This is a genomic window from Nocardia sp. NPDC003482 (assembly GCF_053588115.1).
The window spans coordinates 78,819-104,701 of sequence record NZ_JBSFPI010000018.1 but is presented as its reverse complement, the minus strand read 5'-3'; the positions used below and the strand labels follow the sequence as shown (position 1 = coordinate 104,701).

Here is a 25,883-nt window from a genome sequence, read left to right as displayed (position 1 = left end):
CGCCCGCGCCCCGCCCTCCCGACTGCCGGGACGGCGGGGCGCTGTCGTGTCCGGCCCCTGTTCATCCGTCCCCTTGGAGGCGATCGCTCATGCCCGCTGCCCCAACCCAGCTGCGCTGCTCGGCGTGCTCGACCTCGCTGCTGCCCACCGACCCGCCCAGCACCGACACCCTGTGCACCCGATGCGCTCAGGCACCGGTCTGCGACGGGTGCGGCCTGCCCGCTCCCGTGCCCCGGCACACCGTCGACGACGGCCAGCTGTGCCGCGACTGCGCCACCGGGTGGCGTCGCTGCCGATCCTGCAACCTCTACACCCGCCACGCCCACGCCACCGTCTACGACGGCGCCGTCTGCGACGGGTGCGAACCCGACTACACCCCCTGCGCCGAGTGCCAACTGCTCACCGAAGAACCCCACTCGGTCGACAACGGCAGCGAGGTCTGCGAGAGCTGCGCTAACGACTTCCGCGAGTGCGGCAACTGCTTCCGGCTGACCACCAGCGCCAGCTACTGCTCCACCTGCGCCGACTGGTGCACCAGCAGCCGCATCCACGACTACAGCTACCGGCCCACCCCGCGGTTCCACGGCGACGGCCCGGTGTTCCTCGGGCTCGAACTCGAAATCAAATGCCCCCGCGGCGGTCTCGACGACTGCGCCTATCGCGCCCTCGACCAGCTCGACGGCTTGGCCTACCTCAAGGAGGACGGATCCATCCCGTACGGGTTCGAACTGGTCACCCACCCGATGTCCTACCCGTACGCCCTCGAACGGTTCCCCTGGGACGTGTTGGCGGAGTTGGCCTCTCGCGGGGCGTACGTCGACGACTCCGTCGGCATCCACGTGCATGTGTCGCGGGCCGGTTTCGGCTCCCCGGCGCACATCTACCGGTGGATGAAATTCGTCTACCGCAACGAATCCCACGCCACCACCCTGGCGCGGCGCACCTCGCACGAGTGGGCCACCTTCGATCCCGACGCCCGCTTGGACATCGGCGAGTTCGCCAAGAGCGGTAAGTGCGACTACGGGCTCGCCGGGCTCGGCCGCTACCAGGCCATCAACACCCTGCCGCCCGACACGTTCGAGGTACGGATCTTCGCCAGTTCCCTGAAGCCGCAACAGGTTCAGGCCGCGCTGGCGTTCGTCGCCGCCTCGGTCGACTACACCCGCACCCTCACCAGCGCCGACGTCGCGCGCCGCCGCGGCTGGGAATGGACCGCGTTCGTCACCTGGCTGCGCGCACGCCCCTGCTACGCCCCGCTGCTGGCCGAATTGGAGGACCTCGCATGTGCATCCTGACCTTCTACCGCCCCGGCATCACCCCCGACCTGGACGCCCTCGCCGCCGGCGCCTTCGCCAACCCCGACGGTCACGGCTACGCCCTCGTCGCCGACGACCGCATCCTCGTCGGCCACGGCCTCGACCCCCGCGAGGTGATCACCGAATTCGTCTCCGCCCGCGCCGCGTTCCCCGACAGCTTCGCGTTGTTCCACTCACGCCTGGCCACCCACGGCACCGTGACCACCGACAACTGCCACCCGTTCTACGTCGGCGGCGACAAGCGAACCGTGCTGGCCCACAACGGGATCCTGCCCAAGAACGTGCAACCAGCCAAGGACGACCCGCGCTCGGACACTCGCATCGCCGCCGAGGACTTCCTGCCTCGCCAGCCCTTCGGGTCCTTGGACTCCTGGGCCGGGCGGGACGGCCTCGAACGCTGGATGGGCAGCGACAAGATGGTGCTGCTCACCGTTGATCCCGACTACAAGCACACCGCCTACCTGTTCAACGAGCACTTCGGCCACTACAGCCCCGACGGGGTCTGGTACTCCAACACCTCCTACCGATGGGCGTCGAACTCCCTCGCCTGGTGGGACGACGACGACCCCTACTGCGGGATGTGCGGCGACGAACTCGACCCCCGCCAGGTCGGCTCGCACTGCACCTTCTGCGGGTACTGCCAGAGCTGCTTCCGCCGGTTCCCGCACTGCTCCTGCCCCAACCTCGACGGGCAGACCCGCTACGCAGACCTCGACATCCTCGCCGAACGCTCTGCCTGACCTCCCCGGCCCGCGCCTCCGAAGAGTCGCCTTCCTGAGCGCGGGACCGAAATCGCCACAATCACTGTCGCGCAATCCTTTTCATGTTCGGACCCGGCATCCCGTCTGCTGACCGCAGCCTGTCCTCGCTCGCCGACGGCGGCACCAGGCCGTCACCGCGGTCGAGGATGGCGGCCCGCCGACACGTCTCCGACCAAGGGAGGCCCCTCGCCATGAATATCGGTCACCATTCCTACACGGCCCGGCTGCGGGTACCACCCGGCTACGCCGACGTCCTCGCCGATCCCGGCCCTCACGCCGCGGTGCTGGTCCTGGGCTACCGGGCCGCGTTCGCCACCCACCCCGACCCGGGAACGGTCATCTCCGCCTTCCGCGGCATCGACACCCACACCGCACAGCGCTCCGCGCTGGCGCCCATGGCGTTGATCGCGGTCGAAATCGCCACCGCCGTCCTCACCACCGGGCCCGACGGCAGCACCGAAACCGAGTGGGAGGCCGACCCGTTCGCCATCTTCGGCCGCACCGGCTTCCACTGGTACCTCACCCCCGCCGAGCCCGCACCCGACGGCCACCTCCGGCTCACCGAGCGACGATGGGCCGCTAGCGGATACGAAGCGATCCTGCCCCGCACCGTCCTCGCCCACGTCCCCACCGCGCCACCGACGGTGCCCGTCCACGACCGCGACCCGCACACCGGGGCACAACGCCACTGGCGCCGATAGCCCCGAGCACCCACCGCACGGTCGTCGGTACCGGCCTTTCCGCGCTGGCCCAATCCATCTCACCCACGACTCGAGTCCCGCCCTACGAGCAGTTGTCTCGGCTTGCACACGAGTGGTGCCCGGCCCCGACCCTTGAGGAGGTATCCCCGCGTGCATGATCCCGCCCTTCCGTCTCCTTCGGTCAGGCCCCCAACCTTGGCGCGTCTGCACAACCAGCCGACCGCCCACGGTTTGACCATCCCGTACATCACCCTGCGCCACCGCGGCGACAACCGACCGGTCTGGGGTGCCATCGACCCGGTCCGGCTGCACAGGGTGTGGGCGCGGCGGCTGTGTCAGGTCTGCTGCGACCCACTCACCGACCACAAACCACTCGCCGACCACGACCGCGTGGTGGTGATGGTGCGACCGCTCGACTGGACCCACCGACTGGGTCCCGAGCCAGGGCTTCACCCCGAATGCGCCCGCTACAGCACCCGAGGCTGCCCCGCGCTCAACGGCGTCCTCACCCACTACCGGTCCCACCCGGCCGTAGCCCGCACCTACCGCTGCTCCGACCCCACCTGCCACTGCGCGGCCTGGCAACCCGCGGATCCCGCGCAGGACAGCGTCCGAGCGGGGAAACCGCTCGGCCGCTGGTACGCCCTGTGGCTCGAAGCCGACCAATACCGGATCCGTCAGCGACCCGGCGACGCTGGCACCCCCACGCTGACCGGCGTAGACCTCCGCCACGTACACCCTCTGGCGATCCGGAAGGTCCGCGACGCCTCCCCCGAACCCGGGAACAGCGAACATGACGCCGTCCCCCACAGACCTCGACGTCCTCGCCGCCGCGATACGCCTGAACCGACTCACCGGCAGGAAGGACTAGCTCCTCTCATGGACAGTTCCGTGACCCGCGCGTCCGTCCACCAATCATGCTGGGGCTACAGCGTTCTCGCAGCATTCACCGACCGCGTGCGACGTGATCTGGACAGCACGCGGTCGCGGCGCCGGTCAGCCGCGGTCCGCTCTTCCCGGCTCCCCTCACCCCGGTTGCGGCTGAGCAGGCGGCGGTGAAACGGGTGGTGCAGATGTCGGGCGGTATCGGGTCCTTCGCCGCGGCAACCCGCGTCGCACAGCGGTTCGGTACCGACGACATGGTGCTCCTGTTCGCCGATACCTTGATCGAAGACGAGGACCTGTACAGATTCTTGGCCGACGCAGTGGACTATCTCGATGTGCCGCTGGTACGCGTCTGCGACGGACGCACTCCGTGGCAGGTGTTCAGCGACACCCGTTATCTCGGCAACTCGCGGCTCGCCCCCTGTTCGAAATGGCTCAAACAGATTCCGTGCCGCCGATGGCTCGACCATAACGCCGACCCCGCCGACACGATCCTTTATGTCGGCCTGGACTGGACCGAGCTGCGCCGCGAACAAGGCGTAGTGCGCGGGTGGGCTCCGTGGCGGGTCGAGTTCCCAATGGCCGACAGCCCCCTCCTCACCAAGGACCGAATGCTCGCCGACTGCCGCGCCGCCGGGCTTGTTCCGCCCCGTCTCTACGAACTCGGCTACAGCCACAACAACTGCGGCGGAACCTGCGTCCGCGCAGGACAAGGACAGTGGCGACACACCTTGAGGACATTTCCCGAGCGCTTCGCCGAAGCCGAGCGGCAGGAGAACCGGCTGCGGGCCGAACTGGGGGACTATTCGATCCTCACCGAGCAGCGCGGCGGGCTCAAGTATCGCCTCCCGCTGGCGGAGCTGCGCCGTCGACCCGCCTGAGTCCTCCAACTCCTGATCGCGCGGCATTCGCTCACGGCCCGCCAGCCGCAGCGACCTTCACCCGGAAGTCGAACCCGCCCTACCGCAGACCGTTTCAATCAGAAGGGACGGCATGATGACCAGCGCAGCAAGTTCGTCCTGCGAGTTGTGCGGACGACCCGACCAGGTGTCCAGTTTCGACTCGTCTGCGGCAGGACCGCGCCACGGCCGTCCGCTCCCGCTGTGTCGTACCTGCCGTGCGATCGTCGCCGCGCACCCGCGTATCCAGACCCGCGATCAGCTCGACCACAGCCCGGTCGGCACCGTCGTTCGCACTGACCCTGCTGGCGGCTGCCTGTGGATCGTCGCCGCTCGGGAACCCCTTCCCCGCCACAATCGGCTCCGAACGCAGATCCGCAGACTTCGTCCCGATCTCGATGCCGTCTTCTATCCCCCGAACTTCGACCTTGTGTTGCCCGCCGAACTTCTGTGGTCTCCCCATCCCCACCTCCCCAGCGGCCCGGCCACCGCCTGATCCAGTCGAACCACGGATTACCGGCCAGCACGCCCCTCAATGCCTACTCGACCTCGCGCTGTCGCCGAAGGCCGACTGTGGGTTCGGGTCCGGCAGCCGCACGAACGGGGGCCCGCCGAACACGTCCCGCATCGCCGGACCCGCTGGAGGACAAAGCGTGAGAACCTACTATCTGGGCACGCATATGGCGCATTGGTTGACGAAAACTGATGTGCCGCTATTTGTTCGCATCGGCGCCTATCCGGCCGCCGCAGCCTGCCGCGCGCTCGCACCCGGTGGGCTTTGGATTCGGGGGGATATACCGAGCTAGTCCTGTTCGGACACTGGAATATCGACCTCGGCACCTACGTCGCCGCAGTGGGTCGCTACGCCGAAGAGATCGGCAATCTCGACTGGGCCGTGCCGATGGACTGGCCATGCAGCCCCGCCGCCTTGGCGCGTACCGGTCTCGATGTCGGTGAACACCAGCGCCGCACGATCGACAACTTCCTGCGCCTGCGCGAACAGGCCCCCGAGCTTCCCTTCGTACCCGTCCTGCAAGGCTGGACCCCGGACGAGTATCTGCGTTGTCTCGACAGGTATTCCGCAGGGGGAATCGACCTGACGCGCTATCACACCGTTGCGCTGGGCAGCGTGGCACAACGCCAGGCGACCGACCAGATCGCCACCCTGGTCACCGTTCTCTCCCATGTCGAGCTGAACCTGCACGTCCTTGGCCTCAAACCCACCGGGGTCCGCAGATATGCAGGCCGGATTCGTTCCGGCGATTCGCTTTCCTGGTCGTGGAAAGGACGCTGGGTGGCCCGATGCTCGCCTACCCATGAGACGGAAGCCAATTGTCTCCGTTTCGCCCTCGAATGGCGCGCCGGACTGCTCGCCCTCGCCGACACACCGGATCCCTCCGATCACGCGGACCGATCCGCAACCCGCGCTTGCTCCCCCTGACCAGATGAGCCCGCCAATCACTGGAGTACGGAATATCCGTTGGCATGCCGACCGGCCACGTTGACTTCTCGCTACAGCTCAAACAGTGCATCTAACAGATTGGGAGGCATTATGGTTCGATCGCTAGGCGTCGAGTACCTGAGCAAGGAATGGTGGAAGAAGAACTCAGAAATACTGAGTTTGCAATTACGCAATCAAGAGCAGAAAACCCGAGAAGTTCAGCATCGAGCTGATATGCTCGCGGACCACATTGTCGAAACTGGCGGATCTCTTCCCAATGAATGGGAGAGAGACAGGTACGAAGACGAGCAGGGTCGCGTTCGGAAGCTGGAGCGCGAACGGGAATGCCTCGAGGAATTCCGACGCACAATCGTCCTGATCGAATACAAAGCAACGGAAGCTCTTCGATCCGGAGCCGATGACAAAGCTGTCCTCAACGCGATCTTAAAGGCGATCGAGGCTGCTGCACGATCGGGTTGCAGTGGCTAGGCAGGCCGTACCGACCACGGTTCGAGACGTGACGTTGAATAACCAATCAGCCACTCAGCCAGCATTATTCAGCAGCCCGTGCCCGCAGCCCACAGCAACCGTGCTGCCTTATGTCTGGTCGTACGGAATGGGTGTGGAGAGCACCGCGGGCATCATGCGGGCCATCCTCGAGCCCGGCTGCCGCCCCTCCGAAATCGAGCCCGACTTCTCCAACTTGATCATCCTGACCGCCCAGACCGGGGACGAGTGGCGGTCCACCTGCGACCTTGTGGCCCGCCACGTTCTGCCCGTCCTACGCGCGCTCGAAATCCGAACCGTGGAGGTCGCGCGGGCGGGACCGTCGCGCCGCGACGGCATCGTCATACTGCAAGACACGCGCCACCCCGAACGGATGCATCCCGATCCGGAGGAATCCGGGTTCTATGCGTTGATCACCGAGCATCGCCACAACGCGGTCATGCCGATCCTGGCCAGTCGGACATGTTCCGCGAAGGCCAAGGGTTGGCCCCTCGATACCTGGCGGGAGCGTCACCTCGCCGCGCAACCGTATTTCCACGCGATCGGCTACAACCTCGACGAGCAGCACCGGATCGACCGTGACCGGGCGATCACCCTCGGCGGCCAGCGCACGCCGGTCTACCCGCTCTACACCGACGGCTGGACCCGACAGCGCTGCCAACAGTATCTGTTCGATTTGCTCGGTGTCTGGTGGCCGAAATCGTGCTGTCGTCAATGCCCTTTCGTGTCGGTGCCGTCGTGGCCCGAACAGCTCGCCCGCTACCGCGCCGCTCCCGAGGAGGCGTTCGGTCACCTCGTCGACGAATACCTCGCCCTCGCGGTCAACCGGAACTCCACGCTGTTCGGCCGCACCGGAACGTTGGCCGATCGGCTTCGCGCGGGCGACGCCATCGACGTCCTCACCCTCGCCGAACAGCACATGGCCTCCTGCGATTGGGCCGTGTACCGCGTCCGGCGGCTCTACCATGCCAAAGCCACCGCAGTCCGCTCGCTGGAGATCGTCACGCGCGGTCCCCGCGACCAGCAGCAACAGCTCCTGCGCCGACTCGCAGGCGAACTATCGCTCGCCGTCTCCAGCGACGAACACCACGAGCGGCTCTGGCTCGCCCAGCGCGCACCCGGACAGACAACTTATCCGCAGCTCGAGCAGTTCTACGTCGCCGCGCCCGCCGCCGCACGACCGAAACTTGGTCCGAATTTCGAGCAACGGTGGGCTTCCCACAGTTCGGATGAACTGCGTGATCTCGACATGGCCGCCGCCGACAGCCTCGCCGCTCTCGAAGCGTTCTCCGCGCCGTGCGCCCCCGCTCGGGAGAGCGGTTTTCTCACCGAGTCCTAGCGGGATGTACCCGTCTGCGCCCCTGCCTTGCTGGTCGGCTCGGCTTGCGTTGGCGCTGTCGCGGAGTGAGCAGATCCAGTCCCGGATGCTCTGGTCTTCTCGGCTGTTTCAGCGCTGTTCTCCAGGGCTTTTCGCTCTCGATGTGGGGCGTGGGTTTCGCGAGCGAGGGCGAGTAGCTGGCGGATCCGCTTCGGGGTGAGTTCCAGCATTTCCGCGATCTCGTCCTCGCTGTAGCCCTGTTCGCGAATGGTCTTGGCGGCCAACCCTTGGGCGTGTTCCTGACCGCGGATCTCGGTGGTCGCGTCGCTGGTGATCTCGGTGATGCGTTGCCGGAGTTCGGCGATCTCGTGGTCGCGGCGCTCCTCGGTCATCCTGACCACGTGCCAGGCGGCCAAGTAGGCCCGTACGGCGGCGGTGGCGGCCTTCTCGCGTTCTCGTTGCGCGGCACGCTGTTCGAGGATGCGTTGGCGGGAACGCTCCCACCGCTCGACCAATTCCGGTGACCGCGTCCGCGAACGCGGACGGCCTGAACGATCTGCGGGCATAGTGGCTTCTCCTGACGGCTGGCGGCCGGTCAGTCCCTCGCACCCACCACCATACCGGCACCTCCGGTGCGACCACCGTGCTTCCGTCCCCGCGAACCACCAAACCCCTCGCGCGCAGACCCTCTCGCTCGAGGCCGCAGAGCGCACCGGGCTGCGCCTCGTTCGGCGGAAGTCGTCGTCCCAGGGGTCCGCCCCGTCGGGTGCGGAACTGTCGGGCTGTCGTTCTCAGGCTCGTCCGCACGCCCCTCGCGATATCCGAGAACCGAATCCGCTCCATCACCGACCGAAAGGACTGACCGATGCGCCTCGCCGAGCACACCGCCACCCATTGCACCGGCAACTCGTGGGCCGACACCATCGTCTGGCTCGCGTTGATAACCCTGTTCGGTTTCGGCACATGGGCAACGACCCGGTGAGCGGCAGAGTCGATGAATGTTTCTGTGACACAGGAGGGCTCGGCTCTGCGACGCCGGGCGTGGGCGGTCTTGTCGCGCGCCGCGGTCGAGGACGAGCATCGCGTCCACCGGCTGCTCGCCGACCACGACCCGGTCGACGCCGCCCACGTGATCACCTCGAGCGTCCCGGGTTCGTCGGTGCAGGCTCGGCGTGATCTGGCGTTCATGGCCGAATGCGGTGGCCGGTTGGTCACCCGTGACGATGACGAATGGCCTGTGGCCCTTCGCCGGTTACCGGGCGCGGGCGCGCTCGAGCCGGTGGCGTTGTGGGTGCGCGGCACCGCGCGGCTGGACCTGTTCACCCAGTATCGGGTCGCGGTGACCGGAGCGCGCGCGGCCAGCGACTACGGCGTGCTGGTAGCCAACGATCTCGCGGGAGGCTTGGCCGCGCGGGGGTGGACGATCGTCGCTGGCGGCGGCTTCGGCATCGACGCGGCGGCCCATCAGACCGGGATACGCGCGGGCACCGCGACGTTCGCGGTCCTGCCCTGTGGCGTGGATCGCGTGTTCCCGTACCAGCACGCTGAGCTGTTCGCGAGGATCGCCGACACGGGTCTGCTGGTGTCGGAGTATCCGCCCGGTGTGGCGCCGACCCCGGGCCGGTCTGGTGCCCGTCACCGGCTCATCGCCGCGTTGGGCGTGGGCGTGGTGGTGTGTGAGGCAGGGGTGAGATCGGGCACCGACAGCATCGTGCGGTGCGCGCACCGGTTGGGTCTACCAGTCGCCGCCGTGCCGGGTTCGATCTATTCGCCTGCCTCCGTCGGTTGCCACCGGTTCCTCCGTGAAGGTCGCGCCCAACTGGTCACCACCGTCACCGAGGTCCTCGACCTGCTCGTCGGCCGCGACGACGCAGCGGGGCCGCCGTGACCGCGCCCTCACCACCGGTCGGGCCGCGTCGCTGCTTGCGTCGGGGCGTCGGCTAATTCACAGGCTCGCTGCCGCGCCACCGCCCCACTGCCGGGTCCGGTTGGTTACCCCGCTCCGGCGTGGCCCTCGACAGCAGCGGTGCTGCGAATTCCTCGGTCGTGCGAGACACCCTCTGCGACAGAAGCATTCGAGCTTGTCACCTCTGTGCGGGGGCGCGCCGCTGTGCCTTGCGCGCTCGTTTGTCCGGGGTTGTTTTCGATGAAGGAGAGCTGATGGCGCAACCGAAGTTTCGTCTCGACGATCCGGGTGAGCTGATCGCGGCGGTGCCCGCGATACTGGGCTTCTATCCCGCCGATTCGTTGGTGGTGGTGACGTTCGGGCCGAGCCCGCAGCGCGAGAAGGCGCTGAAACTCGGAATTGTCGCACGCACCGACCTGGAACAGGCGCGGGCGAGCCTGGCGGACACCGCAACCGAGATCTGCCGGATCTGCGCGGCCGACACAGCCGCCGTCACCGCGGTCGTCATGGTCCTCGTCGACAGCGCTGCCCCGGACCCCTCCACCGACGACCGCACGCCCTGGCAGCGCGACCAGCGCGGGCTGATGGACCATGTCGCAAACGCGTTGGCCGCCGCCGGGATTCGGCTCGAGCACACCCTCGCGGTGAAGGCGATCGAGGCCGACGCAACATGGTGGGACCTGGTCGATCCCGACCGCAACGGCCAGGTCTTGGATCCCGACGCTTCTCCGATCGCGTGCACGAACGCGCTGCACGGTGGTTCCATCCGGCGCTCCCGCGCGGACCTCGAAGCTCTCGTGCGGCACGACCCGGCCGCGGTCGAGGCGGTGCGCCGAGCGCTGGGCGAGGCAGCGCGCGACGCGAACGTCTCGGAGGAGGAACACGCCCCGCAGTGTGGCCGCGACCGTTTGCCGGGGACCGCGGTGGTGACCGCGTGTATGGCGGAGGTCGCGGCCGGGCGGACCCCGGGCCCGGCGGATCTCGCGCGGTGCGCACGGGCGCTGCGTGAGGAGACGGTGCGCAACTACTTCCTCGCCGTGGCCGTCACCGAGGACGCCGCCGCGGCGCAACAGCTGTGGGGTGTTCTGGCGCGGACATTGCCGGACCCGGATCGCGCGCACGCGGCGTTTCTGCTCGGCTGCTCGGCCTATGTCGGCGGCGACGGCGTACTCGCGGTGATCGCGTTCGCCGCAGCCTTGGAATCCGATCCCGGCCACCAGCTGGCCGCGGGCCTGGATGCCGCCTTGCGAACCGGCCTGGACCCCCACGAGGTCCGCCAGATGCTGCGACAGCACGCCGACCGCCTCACCGCCGCACCCGGCGAGGGGTCGGGCGCGCGACGCGACGCCGACCGCGCGCACCGGCGCAAGGTCGCGCACAAACGTCGATGACCGAACGCTCCTCGCGCTGCACAGGTCGCGGTGCGCCCGCGGGGATCCCAGCCGCCGCGGTCGCACTGGCCAGGTGAGCGTTCGGTGGCGATCCGCGCCATCCCGAAGATTCCCCCCTTTGATTGGAGGTTCGTTGATGTCTGTATCCCTCGTTGCGTCGGTATCGCGTTCGGAGTTCGAGCAGCTGGCCCATCGCGGCCGGGCCGGAGACGCCACCGACCTGGAATCCTCACCCGCCCTGGACGATTGGCGGGCCGAGCAGCCGGACTGGCGTGGCCGTCACTGGACCTACACCGAGGACGAGTCCGGTGTGCTGCGGCTGGCCCCGCTCAACCTCACCCGCACCGCGCGGCCGCGCCCCGACGCCGCCTGAGCGTCGCGGTCCTCCGACCGCGTCCCGTGTCGCATTTGTTGTCCCGCAACGGCGGGGCCGCCGGATCGGCTCGCGTGCCGGATCGTCGGCGGCCCCGCGGTTGTCCATTCTTCGAGGAGGCATTCTGTGTCATCGACCGAAACATCCACCGCCACCGCGGTCATCGACCCGCCATCCGAACCTGACACCACGCTCACCGACCGCGACGACCACCTCGACGGTCCCGTGCGGGGCGACACCGCGGACAGCGGCGGCCCGGACACCGCGGGTCCAGGATCGCCCCGGGTGCAGGCGATGATGGTGCCGCCCGGGGATCTGGTGATCGCCGACAACGTCCGCAAGACCTTCGACCTGTCCCTGCCCGAGTTCGCCGATATGCGCGAGTCGATCGCCCAGTTCGGTGTGGATGTTCCGGTGTTGGTCGAGCGGCACCCCGACGGCGGGTTGCATGTGGTGGCGGGTCAGTTGCGCACCCTGCTGGCCACCGAGGTCGGGACGGAGGAGATCCCGGTGTGGGTGACCGATGCTGATGCGACCGTCCCGGAGAACGAGCGTCGGATCCGTACCGCGTTGATGCAGTTGCGGGAAAACCATCGGCGCGTGGAGATGACGCGAGGCGATGACGCCGCGGCGGTGGCGTTGATGCTCGATCTCGGCGCGTCGGCCACCCGCGTCGCGAAGGGGTTGCAGCGCAAACGGTCGCAGGTGCAGAAGCAGGCCGCGGTCGGATCCTCGCCCACCGCGACACGGCTGCTGGACTCCAGTCGGTTGTCGCTGGATCAGCTGGCGGTGATCGCCGAGTACGAGCGCTTGGGCGACCAGGAGGCGGTCGAGGATCTGGAGTCGGCCGGTTCGGCCTACAGTTTCGGGTTGCGGGAGAAGGCGATCGCGCGCACGCGGCGCGAGGACCGCGCCAGGCTGCACGCGTCGCTGCCGTACGCCGCGCTCGGTTTCGGGGTGCTCACCCGCGAACCCGAACTCGGCGACGCGGACCGGTTCGTGCCGTGGGACGAGGTCGTCACCGAGGCCGGGGAGCCGGTGAACGAGGACGCCGTCCGCGCTGAGGCGGCCCGGTGGGCGGTGTGGGTCGAGGTCGACGAGGACGCCGATCTGGTGCATCGCGAAACCGGGGCGCTGGTCGACCCCGACACCGTCGATTGGGACGCCGACACCGATTCCGACTCGCCTGCCTCCGATGGGCTGCTGCCCGCTGACGCCGTCGAATGGCGCGACCGGTGGACCCCGTCCTACTACCTGCTCGCCGAGCATCTGCCGGGGTCGGGACTGCGGCGACGCACCGGCATCGGCGACGGCGACGTGTCGACGAGCGAGGACGCCCGCGCCGAGGCCGCGGAGGCCGCGGTGCGGCGGGAGCGCGAGCGGCTGGAACGGCGGCGGGTGCGGGAGCTGAACAAGCTGGGCGTGGACGCCAACGAGCGCCGGGTGGAGTTCCTGGTGCGGTTCCTGCGTGGTCGGACCCCGCCCGCGCGGGCCGCCGCGTTCGTGGCCGAGTCCCTGGCGCATCGTCTCGACATGAGGCAGTTGCAGCTGGTGACGACATTGCTCGGCGTCGGTGGTTCCCGCGAGAAGCTGCTCGAGGCGATCGCCTCGGCCTCGGTCAACCGCGCGTGGATGATCGTGCTGGCGATGGAGCTGGCCGTCCACGAGGACCCGATCGACAAGAGCCTGTGGCGCACACCGGACAGGGCGCAGGTCCGGTACCTGACATTCGTGGCCGAGGTCGGCGCGCAGGTCGACGGGGAGGACGAAGACAAGTACTTCCCCGCCGAGGTCGAGCGCGCGGGGGCGGGCCTGATCGATTACCACGACATCGAGCTCGATTCCGCCGCCTGACCAACCACCCACCTTCTCGCGCCGCCGCCTCCGCTCACCGCCGAGGCGGCGGCCTCGTGCTGCGCCCCGCGAAACCGCTGTGCGACAACCCCTTTCCCTTGTAGGAGGCCGCGATATGAGTGGTAACACCGTCTTGACGATCATCGGGAACCTGACCGCGGACCCGGAGTTGAAGTTCACTCCCGCGGGTGACGCGGTCGTCAATTTCACCATCGCGCAGACCCCACGCGTGTTCGATCGCGCCCGCAGTGAGTGGCGCGACGGCGAACCGTTGTTTCTGCGGTGCAGCTTGTGGCGGCAGCCTGCGGAGAACCTGGCCGAGTCGCTGTCGAAAGGGGCGCGGGTGATCGTGTCGGGTCGGCTCAAGCAGCGCCGCTACACCACGCCCGAGGGCGAGAACCGCACCGTGACCGAACTCGACGTCGACGACGTCGGGCCGTCGCTGCGGTACGCGACCGCCACGGTCACACGCAACCCCACCACCGGCTTCAACGGCGCGGCCACCACCCGGCGCAGCACCGCCACCGGTGACGGCAACGGGTTCGGCCGAGCCGACCACAGCGCCACGCCCGCCAGTGGTGACCTCGCCGCCGCGAGAGCCGAGGACGATCCGCGCGTCGCGCCGGTGCTGGTCGGGGCGGGCAGCGGCGGGTTCGGCAGTCCGGGCGACGAGCCCGGATTCTGATCCACCGCCCTGTTCGCTCTGGTGTCGTGCCGGGCGCTCACGCGCCCGGCGCGAGACAGGGGGTGGTGGGGGAGGGATGTCGTGCTGGTCCGCACGACCAGCCCACCGAGGGCTACCAGCTCCGGGCGCGACGCGCCGATCGGGCCCGCGCCCGGCGCACCCGAATTCCCTCCGCGCGCCGTCAGTCACGCTCGCCCAGAAGTCGTTGTCTGCGCAGGGAATTCGGGTCCGCACGCTTCGGCGCGTTCCCGCTCCGCGCGTCGCGCCCGGAGCTGGTCGGGCCGCCCTCGGCTGGTCGTCCGGACCAGCCCGACATCCCCGTGTCGGGTGCCGCAGCGCGCCCAGCGAGGGGCCCGGTCGACGAATCCGAACCAGAACAGGAACTCAGACATGGCTGACACCAACGCCTTCTACGACGCTGTTCTCGATCTGCACCTGGATTTCCCGCGTGACCCCCGCACCGCCCGCGACGCGTTCCGCGCCGCCCTGGCCCTGGCCACTCCCGACGATCACGCGTTCCTCGACACCGTGGTGGAGACCTTCACGCTCTACCCGTTCCGGTCGGCGCTGCGACGCCTGGAGGCCGCCTTCGCAGGCGACCCCGCCCACAGCCACCTGCTGGTGAATCTGGTCGCCGACACCGACCCCGGCCTGTATGTCGCCGACCGGGCCGATCGCGTCGCCGTGCTGGAGGACCGCGCCCGCCGCAACAACACCAGCGTCGAGGACGAAGCCTTCGCCGAACACGTGTCACTGGCGGTCACCGAGTCCCCGCGGGTGCCGATGCGCCAATGGCGGACTCCCCCGGCGCGGCTCTACGCCCCGCCCTCGCGCGAGACCGACAAGTCCCGGTTGCAGCCCGAGCAGATCGCCCGCCGCGTCCGTGCCCGCGCCAAGCGCCGCCCCGTGTCCCCGGAGCCACGCGTGGTCACCGCCTATGTCGCCGACTCCTTGTACGTGGACACCATGGCCCGCGAACTCGCCGACGGCCAGGCCGCCGAGGACCGTATGCTCGAGCGCGGATTGATCCAGCCCGGCGAGCCGACACCGCCCGTCCGGGGCGAGCAGCGCCGGGTCGACAGCCAGGAAGCCCGGTCGATCTGGGATCACGAATTCGTCGGCTACGTCGCCGAGCAGCACCACCACGCGCTCGCTCTGGCCGGGGAGCGGCCCCTGTCGGAGGACAACGCCCTCGCCTACGCCGACCGCCGCACCACCGTGCGCGGCGACCGCCCGTCCGCCTCACGGGCCTTCTTCCCCACCTACCTCCCGTCCTCGCGCCACACCTCCATCTCACGCATCGAACCCACCCATTACATCCCCGCCTCATTACCCCCATCCCTCTTACGCCCTTATAGAACTAGCAGACCTCTTGCATCCCAGGTAACGATATGATAACGACCAGCGGAAATGCTGGAGATGTACACAAAGATGACCTCCTCGAACTCTCGATAAAACGCGTTTTCGGGCGTTGGCTGGAATGGTGACAGCAACGCTGCACAAAGTGTTGGCCGGAAACGGCTATCTGTATTACCTGCGGCAGGTCGCCGCCGCGGATTCCACCGATCTGGGCACCGACGCGCTGGCCGACTACTACTCCGCGCACGGGGAGGCGCCGGGCCGCTGGCACGGCGCCGGGCTGGCCGCGCTGGAGCTCGATCCGGGCGATCAGGTGACCGAAGCGCAGATGAGAGCGTTGTTCGGGGAAGGACGCCACCCCGACGCGGACGCGATACAGTCCCGCGTCCTGGACGCGGAGATCGCGGCCGGCGCCAAACCCAAGGACGCGCGCCGCGCCGCGGATCAGGCGACGCGGTTGGGGAATCCTTTTCGCGTCTATTCCGGGGACAACGAGTTCAGAATTCGGTGTGCTGAGGCGTTTCGCGCACACAATTCCGAGCTGGGATTCGAGGCGGGAGCGGCGATCGGCGAGGACGTTCGTGCGCGGATCCGTACCGAGGTGGCGCGGGAAATGTTCACCGAAAACTACAAGCGTGGGCCGTTGGATGTTCGTGAATTGTCGGGGTGGGTGGCGCAGATTTCGCGTCCGGTCTCGGCGGCGGTGGCCGGTTTCGACATCACGATGAGTCCGGTGAAGTCGGTGAGCGCGCTGTGGGCGGTGGCGCCGAAGGCGGTCGCCGACCGGATCGCGGCCGCGCACGAGGCCGCCGTCGACGACGCGATCGGCTGGCTCGAGACCCACGGCATCTACACCCGTTTGGGGCGTAACGGGGTGCGCCAAGTCGATGTGGACGGGGTCGTCGCGGCGCGGTTCTTTCATCGCGAAAGCCGTTGCGGGGACCCGGATTTGCACACGCACATGCTGATCGCCAACCGGGTCCGCGCGGCGGACGGGCGGTGGCGGACCCTGGACGCGAGCGTGATCTACCGGCTGGTGGTGGCGGTGTCGGAGATCTACAACACCCGCCTGGAACACCATCTGAGCGCCGAGGTGGGCGTGGCGTTCGCGCCGCGGCCGGGCACCGACCCGACCAAGCGCCCGATCCGCGAGATCGTCGGTGTACCAGTCGCGTTGATCGAGCATTGGTCGCGCCGTGACGCCGCGATCACCGCCCGCCTCGGCGACCTCGCGGCCACGTTCCAGCGCCGGTGCGGGCGCGAGCCGACGCCGAAGGAAATGTGGGAGCTGCGCGAACGCGCCACCCTCGACACCCGCCCGGTCAAACACCTACTGCGGTCGCTGGCCGAGCAACGCGCGGCCTGGCGCACCGCCGCCGAGACCGTGCTCGGCAGCCGAAAAGCGGTGAAACACATGCTGGTTCAGGTGTTCGGGCAGCCCGCACCGGTGTGGCCGGACACCGACTCCGCGTGGATCGCTGGGATGGCCGAGCGGGTGGTGGCGACGGTGTCCGGGGAGCGGGCGACGTGGCGCACACACCACATTCGCGCCGAAACCGAACGACAGGTGCGGGGTCTGCTACCGCCGGAGCGGTGGTCGGAGGTCACCGAAGCCGTTGTCGCCGAGGCGTTGTCGCCAGCGTATTCGATCGCGCGCGGTGATCCCGATGTGGCGGCCGAGCCCGCGTTGGCACAGGTCGCGCCGCTGTTCGCCCGCGCGGACGGGACCAGCGTGTACAGCGGTGCCGGGGACCAGTCCTACACCTCGGCGCACCGGCTCGAGGTCGCGTCCCGGTTGATCGAGCTGTCCCTCGAACACGGTGCCCGCGTGCTCGCCGACCATGTCGTCGACGCCGCGATCGCCCGCTACAACAGCGATCCCGCTCACGCGCAGCGGCAGTTGAACGCGGGACAGGTCGCGGTCGTGCGCGGTTTCGCGACCTCGCCGTGGCGGATCGAGACCGCCAACGCGCCCGCCGGATCGGGGAAAACGACCGCGATGCGCGTGCTCGTCGACGCCTGGCGCGCCTCCGGCGGCACCGTCCTCGGCCTGGCGCCGACCGCCGCGGCCGCCGCCGTCCTCACCGAAGCCACCGGCGCCCGCGCGGAAACGGTCGACAAACTCCTCACCCTCATCGACGACCACAGCCCCCGACCGGCGCGTCCCCGACCGTCCAGCGACCCCGATCGGGAGCCGTCGCTGCCGCAATGGGTGTTGCAGATCGGTGCCGACACGGTGGTGATCGTCGACGAACACGTGCGCCTCGGCGACGACAAACGGCTGCGTCTGTTCGCGTTCCTCGCCGCCCGCGGCGCGACGATCCGCTGCGTCGGCGACGACAAACAGCTGCCCTCGATCGAGGCGGGCGGCACGGCCGCCGACACCGCCGACGCCGACCGCGCCTTCACGTTGGGCCACGTGGTGCGCTTCGCCGACCGCGCCGAAGCCTCCGCCAGCCTGCTGCTGCGCACCGGCGACCCCGCCGGTCTTGGCTACTACCTCGACCACCACCGCGTCCACGCCGGAGCCCACGCCGCCGTCCACGACGACGCCTACACCGGCTGGATCGCCGACCACACCGACGGCCGCGACACCATCCTGCTCGCCCCCACCCACGACCTCGTCACCGAACTCAACGACCGCGCCCGCGCCGACCGCCTCGCCCGCACCGCGACCGGGCCCGAAACCGAGCTGGCGGACGAGCTTTCCGCCTCCGCGGGCGACATCATCGTCACCCGCCGCAACGACCCCCGCCTGCGCGTAGGCGAACGGGATTGGGTCCGCAACGGGTACCGGTGGGTCGTCGAATCCGTGCACGCCGACGGCAGTATCACCGCCACCCACCTGCATCCGGGCCGCCGCCTCGGCGACCGAGTCGTGCTGCCCGCGGCGTATGTGGGCGAGCACGTGCGTCTGGGCTACGCCATGACCATCGACTCCGCCCAAGGCGTGACCACCGACACCTGCCACATCGTGCTCACCGGGCACGAATCCCGCAACCAGCTCTACGTCGCCATCACCCGCGGCATCACCGCAAACCATCTCTACGTCCCGACCGCGCTCGACGGCAGCGAGGCCAGCTTCTGGACCGAACCTGGCCTCATGCCCCGCACCGCCGTCGAAGTCCTCCAACATGTCCTCGCCCGCGACGCCAGCCAGATCTCCGCGCACACCGAACTGCGCGACGCGCTCGACCCACACCACCGCCTCGGCCGCGCGGTCGACATCCACCTCGACGCGATCGGCGTCGCCGCCGAAGACGCCCTCGGCGCCGACACCCTCACCCACCTCGACCACACCGCCGAACACCTGCACCCCGGCCTCACCGACGCCCCCGCGTGGCCCGTGCTGCGCCAGCACCTGGCCACCATCGCCCTCTCCGGCGGCGACCCGATCACCGACCTGGCGGCCGCGATCGCCGAACGCGAACTCGACACCGCGAAAGATCCCGCCGCCGTGCTGGACTGGCGCTTGGATCCCACCGGCGCGCACTCCACCGGCCGCGGGCCGCTGCCCTGGATACGCGGCCTGCCCGACCAGCTTCCCGACACGCTCGTCACCGAACAGCTGCGCGCCCGCGCCCGCATCATCGCCACCCTCGCCGAGCAGATCAGCGCCGAGGCCAGCGGCTGGACCGCCGCCACCGCGCCCCCCTGGGCACGCCCGCTGCTCGATACGGGCGAGTTGGTGGCCGAGCTGGCGGTGTGGCGCGCCGCCCACCACGTCCCCGACACCGACCCACGCCCCACCGGACCCACCCGCTACCCCGTCCTCGAACGCTGCCACCAGCAGCTGCTCGACACCCGGATCGCCGACACCCTCGGCGATCCGCACGCCGCGGTCCACACCTGGTCGGCGCTGGCCGAACACATCAATTCCCGCCTCCTCACCGACCCCTGGTGGCCCGTCCTCGCCGAGCACCTCGACACCGCCACCCGCGCGGGAATCGACATCGACACCCTCCTCCCCGACGCCGCCGGCGTCCGGCCGCTGCCCGACGACATGCCCGCTGCGGCCCTGTGGTTCCGCCTCAACCTCGACTTCTCCACCCTCACCACCCCCACCCGCCGCGACCTGACCCCCGATTGGAGCCCGCACCTGGGAGCACTCGTCGGCGACGACGCCCTTACCCACATCCTCGCCGACCCCGCCTGGCCCCGGCTCGTCGCCGCCGTCGACCACGCCACCACCGTCGGCTGGACCCCCCACGACATCCTCGCCACCGCCCACGAACTACTCGCCACCGCGCACCCCGACCCCACCACCGCACCACCCCCCGACCAGCTCGCCACCGCCCTCGCCTGGCGAATCGCCGCCCTGCTCAACCCCACCCACCAACCCGAAAGCCCCACCACCATGAACACCACACCACACCCACACCCCGAACCACCCACCCCACACAACGACGTCCCGATCCCGAAACCCGAACCATCGCAACACATCCGCGGTATCGCCGCCCTCTTCACCAGCGGCCACATCGACCGCGCGGTCACCGAATTCCGCCGCTTCACACGCGAACTCGACGACACCGAACGCGACATTCTCGAACAGGTCGCCACCATCCTCTACAGTCGCGCGTTCCCCGTCGCGCGCGCACGACTGCGCTGGCTCGCCGACCGCAACCCCCACCACCGCGACCTCATCCACGCCTGCACACCCGACGAAGACCCGCGCGTCTACCGACCCGACTCGAACGGTCGCGCACCCACCTACCAGCGCGACCGCCGCCACGAAGCCGCCCACGACCACCGCCAACACACCGACCCCACCCGCCGCAACAACGCACCCACCCCGGACCGGGGTCGCGACTTCACCGACACCTACCTCGCCGACCGCGCCCCCATCGACGACGACCCCCACCACCTCCCGATACCCGAAGGCATCGACCACCACTACACCAAGACCAAACCCCGCAGCGAAGACCTCGACGGCTACCGCGTCGACTACGACCGAGCCGCCATCGGAAACAACCACGGATTCGGGTGCCTGCACTGCGGAATCGAACGCACCGCTTACGACACCACACCCACCAATGGACGCCGCAGCGACGACGGCCTCTGCGGAGAATGCCGCGACACCGGCCACCCACCCATCCCCGACCACGACCCCGCCGAACACATAACCGCCCGCTGCCACCACATCACCACCACCTACCCCGTCCCCTCAGCACACGCCAAACTCCGCAACGACTGGCGCCGCGCCCCCACCCGCCGCGCCCGCCACACCATCGCCGACTGGGTCCGCAACCACCCCTTCCCTCACACCACCACCCCCGACACAACACTCACCTTCGACCCGAACGACCCCATCCAGGCCCTCACCGACCAGCAACTCAGCCAACACATCAACGACACCCAACGACGCATCGACCTCCAGGACACGGAGGCCACCCTCTTCGGCCCCGCACCACAACACCGCAACACCGAGACAGAACGCCCCACGATCACCCGCGGCTGGCTACGCAGCGAACTCGCGGACCTACGCGCAGAACAGCACCGCCGCACCGAACTCACCCCCGAGCAAGAAGCGACAGAACATCGTCTCCGCCAACATCATTCACCCGACACCGACGACCACCGGGGATACCGCGCCCCCGCTGCACCGGAAGTAGCTGAAGATAACGACCACGGACTCTAAGCCCGACCGAACCCGCGGCGAGTCACACAGGCACATCCGGCCCAGGTGAAGCCTCCCCTGCCCAGAAGGCGCGAAATCCGCTGGCTGCAACCAGCTTCGGGACGACGCCCAACCCGGCTCCGCAGCGCCGGCCCGAGCCCGAACTCCAACAACCGCAGAACGATGTCGACGTCCTCGAACAATCCGTTACCGCCCACCAGCGAGAGCGCTGGCTGGGAAAACGCCACCCCGAAGTAGGCTGCGCCAGCCCCATCCCAGGTCGGATCCACCACCGCCCCCTCCCCATCCACGCACCACGCATGAGGAATCGGCACGCCAACCATCGCGCTGAGCAACGCGAATCCCTCCGAATAACTCAACCCGTCGCCCGCCCCGCGAGGTGTAGAGCATTGCCGTAGCAATGGCCCGTTCGCATCCGCCTGACCGACAATCGAAGCGGCTCTGACTCGAAAAGACGGCCGTGGCCGCGAGGTAAGAAGGTGCTGGACGCGATCGGGATGAACCGGCTTGCTTGCGATTTGGCGGCTACGGACGTGACCGTTGTCAGTTTCCCCGGTGGGGCTGTGAGGCCGGGGGGTCGCACAGCCGGGCGGGGGGCAGGCTCGGTGTCACCCATGCGTCCCATTCGCCCTCGGTCATCGGTGTCGCCAGCTTGGCGCACAACGACTTCGGGTTCGGAACCGCGAAGGGGAGATCGGCGAAACTGACGATCCGCGACACCCGACCACTCGATGCGACGTTGATCGACCGGTTCTCGGTATCGAACGCCAGGCCGCCAATTTCGTCCAAGCCGCTCGGGATCGACGCAGTCTCGGCCTGGCTCGCAGTAGTACTCCAGATGTGCACCCCACCTGTATCGTCGCCGGTTGCCACCAGATGGCCGTCTGGACTCACCGCCACAACCGTGGTCTCCTTGGAACCGAGACCGGGCAAAATACGGAATCGATTGCGAGAGGTGAGGTCCCACATCAGCACCGCACCCTCCTGGTCGACTCCGGCCAGCCAGCGCCCGTCCGAACTCACCGCCACAGCGGTCAGCCGGTATTGGGTGTAGCGCAGCTCGTCGAGAACACGAGGTTCGGCGTTCGACGTGAGATCCCCCCACACCCGCACTATCCCATACACGAAGTCGCTGTCGACGATCCAGCGACCATCCGGACTCACCGCCACAGTCCCGGCCCAGTGGTCTGCGGCACCGTGCAGGACGCGGGGCTCGGCGTTCGTCGCCATATCCCACACGCGTACCACCCCGTTGGTGTCGCTGACGACCCAGCGACCATCCGGACTCACCGCCACAATCTCGCCCCAGTCGTCTCCTGCACCGTGCAGGACGCGGGGCTCGGCGTTCGTCGCCATATCCCACACCCGCGCCGAGCCATTGCCGCGGACGATCGAGCGACCCTGGAAACTTGTCTCAGACTCGACAATCCAGCGACCATCCGGGCTGATCGACCCAGCCTCGACGATCCAGCGACCATCTGGACTCACCGCCAGAGCTTCAGGAGGGGAGGTCTTACGATCGGGCAAGGGGCGAGGTCTGGCATTTGTCGCGAGATCCCACACCCGCACAACCCCCTCCGAGTCGATGTCCATGACCCAGCGCCCGTCCGGACTCACCGCCACGGAGCGGGCCGTGCCACTGCGGGTATCGGGCAGGACGCGAGGGCTAGCGTCAGACGTGAGATCCCACACCCTCACTGTGCCCGCGCGGTCGGCACCGACGATCCAGCGACCATTTGGACTTACCGCCACGGAATAGGTGTTGCCAGCCGCGGTTTCGGGGAGGGCACGAGGCGCCGCGCCCGTTGCGAGATCCCACACCCGCACCGCATCCCCGTAGTACGCGGTGACCACCCAGCGCCCGTCCGGACTCACGGCCGCAGCCTCGACGCTGTGGTGCTTGATATCAGGCAGGGCGCGGGGCCCGGCGTCTGTGGCAAGATCCCAAATCCGCACCGACTCATCTGCCGCCGAATAGCCAGCGGCGACGATCCAACGACCATCCGGGCTGATCGCCAGGGAGGCGGCGGTGCCGATCTTCCCGGGACCGGGCAGGACACGGGGCCCGACGCCCGTCGCCAGATCCCACACCAGCATCGACCCGTTGTCACCCGTGCTGTCGTCGGCGACGATCCAGCGGCCATCTGTGCTCACTGCGACAGCCCTGACGACGCGAGTCGCTGAGTCGGGCAGGACACGGGCCTCGGCCTCCGTTGCAAGGTCCCACACCCGTACTCCAACGTCGCTACTCGCGCTGGCCAGCCAGCGGCCGTCTGGGCTCATCGCCGTGGCGTCGAGGGCATGGCTGTCCTTAGTACCGAGCAGCGCGCGCGGACCAGCATCCGACGTGAGATCCCACACCTCAGCGTCATCGCTGACGATCCGGCGGGTCTCCTCACTCACCGCCAAAGCGGAAATGTGCAGCTTACCAGTGATCTTGGCAACATTGCGGGTCTGGTATTGCGCGGTGATCAGCCCGGTCTCGGCGGTATCGGGGGACAGAGCGTGCGCGGCGAGGGCTTCCACGACAGCGCGGCGGTCGTCGCGGTGACCGGCGGTGAAGCGTAGCTGGGCGTCTTGCAGCAGGCGCGCGGCGAGGGCTGCGTTGGCGAGGCTGGTGGCGTGGCGTTCGGCAGCGTCGGCGCGGAAATAGTAGAAGCCCGCGGTAACAGCGACCAGTACCGCGACGGTGGCGAACGCGATCGCGATCCGGACACGGGTGCGTAACGCGGTGGCGTGGCGGATGGCCTCGCGCAAGATGTCGGCACGGCGGGCGTCTTCGTGCTGCCGTGCGGCGACCAGATAGTCGATGGTGGTGGCGAGTCGCTCACGGTAGCCGGGTCGGCCCGCCAGGGCTTCGGCGGCGATCAAGCGGGCGCCGGTTGCCAGCCAGGCGTCGGCGCGGGCGTTGCGGTGCCAGTCCTCGGCGGCGCGTTCGATGTTCTCGGCGGTTCGCAGGTCGTCGGCTTCTTCCCGCAGCCATGCGGCCAAGTCGTCCCACTGCCGCAGCAGGCTCTCAACCGCGACCTCGACCACGGTCTCGATACGGCCGCCGTGGGTGCGGTGATCCTTGACGAGCAGGCGCCGGTCGACGAAGCGGTCGATCAGCGGGCGGGCGTCGGCGGGCAGATCGTCCCAGCGCGCGGTTCGCCGTAGCGGCTGATCACCATTCGGGGCGATCGTGACCAGAAACGGAATGAACGCCGACCGGAGCAGCGCGAGCTCCTCCTGGCGGACAGCGGGGTCGCGGGACAGCACGCCAGCGACTTCAGTCGCGACGATAGTGTCGATTCCACCGAGGCGGGTGTAGTGGGACACCGTGAGCGCGCCGCCGGTGCCGTAGTCGCGGTAGAGAGTAGCCAGGGTCAGCGACAGCAGCGGCAGGGTGTCGGTCCCCTCACCGCAGTCGTCGATCAGCCGGTCGACCAGATCCGCGGCGAGTTCGAGATGACGGGGACTGCGGCGAACGGGACCGGTGATGATCTCGCGAAACCGGTCGCGGGGCATCGGTTTCAGGTCATCGAACAGCACCGAGTCGATGCCAGTCAGAGCCGGGTGAGTCTGCAAGTGCTGGTAGCGGTCGGTCCGGATGGTGACCGCGACGATCAGCGGCAGCCGTTGATCCACGGGAACGCGCAGCAGATCCGCCAGCAACGCCAGTAACACGCGACCCTCGGCTCCAGCGTCGGCCGACACCAGTTCCTCGGCCTGATCGATCGGCAACACCAGCGTCGCCGTCTCCGCACCGGTATCGACGAGTTGCTGGTGGGCGGCCTGCTGGATGTCGAGCAACCACCGCCGCGTACTCGCGGTGTCGTGGTGGGCAAGCGCTGTTTTGATGACACCCAGATCCGGAGTGTGCAATCCCAATTGCCGACGGGTGGCGTGGAGGGACGCGGCCAGTCCGTGGGTGCCGGTGAGCGCGTCACGACCTGGGCGCATCATTTCCAGCACGAGAAAATGCCGGTCGTCGCGCCGCAGTCGGGGAATAAGCCCGGCCCGCAGGAACGATGACTTGCCGGTGCCCGACGCGCCGACGACGACGAACAATGGCCGGGTCCCGTCATTTCGCATTACCCGCAGCATGTCCATCGCGCGCAGGATCTGGCCGTCACGTCCGAAGAACACCGCCGCGTCCTGCGGCGCGAACGGTACCCACCCTCGATACGGCGCGCGATCCGGCTCATCGAGCGGGGGCCACGAGAAATGCTCGGAGCCGATTCCAGCGGCTCGCAACCCGGCCAGCAACTGCTGCAGCCCGGCGGTACGCACCTGTACCGGCTCACGGCTCGGTCCGACGTCTATCTCGACGTAGGGGCCTTCACCGAACAGATCACAGTGCTGCCACTCGCGGGTGATGTCTTCCCCGCCCTCGGGACGTTCGATCCGCGCGCAGAAAATCCGTTTTCCGAAATACTCGGCCGCCCGATACTCCGCTTCGCATTCCCGAGATTCCAACCAGTTCCGCGACACCAGGCACACTACAGCCTCGCAGCGTTGGCTGGCCGTACGCAGCGCATCCTTCCAGCGTTGCCCTGAACGGATCCCGGTCTCGGGATCGATGTCGAGGAAGATCTCCCCCGCCAAGTCCGGCTGTTCCGCGACAAGCCACCGCGCCACAGCCAGCGCCCACGCGCTGTCACGACCGGAATGACTGATGAACACACGCGACACGGCCCCCACCCCTTTCCCCTCGTGCGTTAGCACCCGTATCGTAAACAAACCACCACCCCCATCTCGGGGGAACTGTCACTCCGGTCGTGGTCGGCAGGGGCTGTGCGACGCGCTCGCCGGGCGGAACAGGCAGATTCAGCGCCAGACGTTGACGCGTTCGTGAACTAGCAGGGGT

General features: G+C 68.6%; 16 protein-coding genes. 14 read left to right on the top strand and 2 right to left on the bottom strand.

What is annotated here, in order from left to right; translation table 11 throughout:
- Positions 1-89: 89 nt before the first annotated feature.
- The 7 genes from ACWDSJ_RS26430 (at position 90) to ACWDSJ_RS26400 (ending at position 7,849) form a co-directional block, all read left to right on the top strand.
- On the top strand, positions 90-1,295 hold the full coding sequence (locus tag ACWDSJ_RS26430; RefSeq protein WP_450035029.1) for a hypothetical protein: 1,206 nt from the start codon (positions 90-92) through the stop codon (positions 1,293-1,295).
- Entirely contained in the window at positions 1,283-2,056 is a 774-nt protein-coding gene (locus ACWDSJ_RS26425; RefSeq protein ID WP_450035027.1) for a class II glutamine amidotransferase, read from the top strand. Before ACWDSJ_RS26430 ends, ACWDSJ_RS26425 begins: the two co-directional genes overlap by 13 nt.
- Before the next feature lie 212 nt (positions 2,057-2,268).
- Positions 2,269-2,778: a hypothetical protein gene (locus tag ACWDSJ_RS26420; RefSeq protein WP_450035025.1), complete on the top strand. Its 510-nt coding sequence runs from the start codon at positions 2,269-2,271 to the stop codon at positions 2,776-2,778.
- 1,055 nt (positions 2,779-3,833) lie between these two features.
- Positions 3,834-4,544, top strand: a complete 711-nt coding sequence (locus ACWDSJ_RS26415) for a hypothetical protein (protein WP_450035024.1) — start codon at positions 3,834-3,836, stop codon at positions 4,542-4,544.
- Between the two features lie 733 nt (positions 4,545-5,277).
- Positions 5,278-6,003 (top strand): deazapurine DNA modification protein DpdA family protein, encoded by a 726-nt coding sequence (locus ACWDSJ_RS26410; RefSeq protein WP_450035109.1) that lies wholly within the window; start codon positions 5,278-5,280, stop codon positions 6,001-6,003.
- A gap of 111 nt (positions 6,004-6,114) precedes the next feature.
- On the top strand, positions 6,115-6,492 hold the full coding sequence (locus ACWDSJ_RS26405; RefSeq protein ID WP_450035023.1) for a hypothetical protein: 378 nt from the start codon (positions 6,115-6,117) through the stop codon (positions 6,490-6,492).
- 133 nt (positions 6,493-6,625) lie between these two features.
- Positions 6,626-7,849 carry a hypothetical protein gene (locus ACWDSJ_RS26400; RefSeq protein WP_450035022.1) on the top strand — a complete coding sequence of 408 codons (1,224 nt, stop codon included), beginning with the start codon at positions 6,626-6,628 and terminating at the stop codon, positions 7,847-7,849.
- Here the strand turns inward: ACWDSJ_RS26400 and ACWDSJ_RS26395 are convergent.
- Positions 7,846-8,394, bottom strand: a complete 549-nt coding sequence (locus ACWDSJ_RS26395) for a hypothetical protein (RefSeq protein WP_450035020.1) — start codon at positions 8,392-8,394, stop codon at positions 7,846-7,848. The genes ACWDSJ_RS26400 and ACWDSJ_RS26395 overlap by 4 nt on opposite strands.
- 440 nt (positions 8,395-8,834) lie before the next feature.
- On the opposite strand from ACWDSJ_RS26395, the gene ACWDSJ_RS26390 reads away from it, so the two are divergent.
- From ACWDSJ_RS26390 to mobF, 7 genes are all read left to right on the top strand, one after another.
- A complete protein-coding gene (locus tag ACWDSJ_RS26390) occupies positions 8,835-9,716 on the top strand; it encodes a DNA-processing protein DprA (protein ID WP_450035019.1) in 882 nt (293 codons plus the stop codon).
- Positions 9,717-9,988: 272 nt separating this feature from the next.
- Positions 9,989-11,125, top strand: a complete 1,137-nt coding sequence (locus ACWDSJ_RS26385) for a DUF4192 domain-containing protein (RefSeq protein WP_450035017.1) — start codon at positions 9,989-9,991, stop codon at positions 11,123-11,125.
- A gap of 136 nt (positions 11,126-11,261) precedes the next feature.
- Complete coding sequence (locus tag ACWDSJ_RS26380; RefSeq protein WP_450035016.1) at positions 11,262-11,498, top strand: hypothetical protein; 237 nt, start codon at positions 11,262-11,264, stop codon at positions 11,496-11,498.
- A gap of 126 nt (positions 11,499-11,624) precedes the next feature.
- Positions 11,625-13,352 carry a ParB/RepB/Spo0J family partition protein gene (locus tag ACWDSJ_RS26375; RefSeq protein ID WP_450035014.1) on the top strand — a complete coding sequence of 576 codons (1,728 nt, stop codon included), beginning with the start codon at positions 11,625-11,627 and terminating at the stop codon, positions 13,350-13,352.
- A gap of 115 nt (positions 13,353-13,467) precedes the next feature.
- Complete coding sequence (locus ACWDSJ_RS26370) at positions 13,468-14,037, top strand: single-stranded DNA-binding protein (protein ID WP_450035013.1); 570 nt, start codon at positions 13,468-13,470, stop codon at positions 14,035-14,037.
- 390 nt (positions 14,038-14,427) lie between these two features.
- Complete coding sequence (locus tag ACWDSJ_RS26365; protein ID WP_450035012.1) at positions 14,428-15,432, top strand: hypothetical protein; 1,005 nt, start codon at positions 14,428-14,430, stop codon at positions 15,430-15,432.
- An 85-nt stretch (positions 15,433-15,517) separates the two neighbouring features.
- On the top strand, positions 15,518-21,034 hold the full coding sequence (gene mobF / locus ACWDSJ_RS26360) for a MobF family relaxase (RefSeq protein WP_450035011.1): 5,517 nt from the start codon (positions 15,518-15,520) through the stop codon (positions 21,032-21,034).
- Between the two features lie 543 nt (positions 21,035-21,577).
- Here the strand turns inward: mobF and ACWDSJ_RS26355 are convergent.
- Complete coding sequence (locus ACWDSJ_RS26355) at positions 21,578-25,708, bottom strand: nSTAND1 domain-containing NTPase (RefSeq protein WP_450035010.1); 4,131 nt, start codon at positions 25,706-25,708, stop codon at positions 21,578-21,580.
- Between the last annotated feature and the right edge of the window lie 175 nt (positions 25,709-25,883).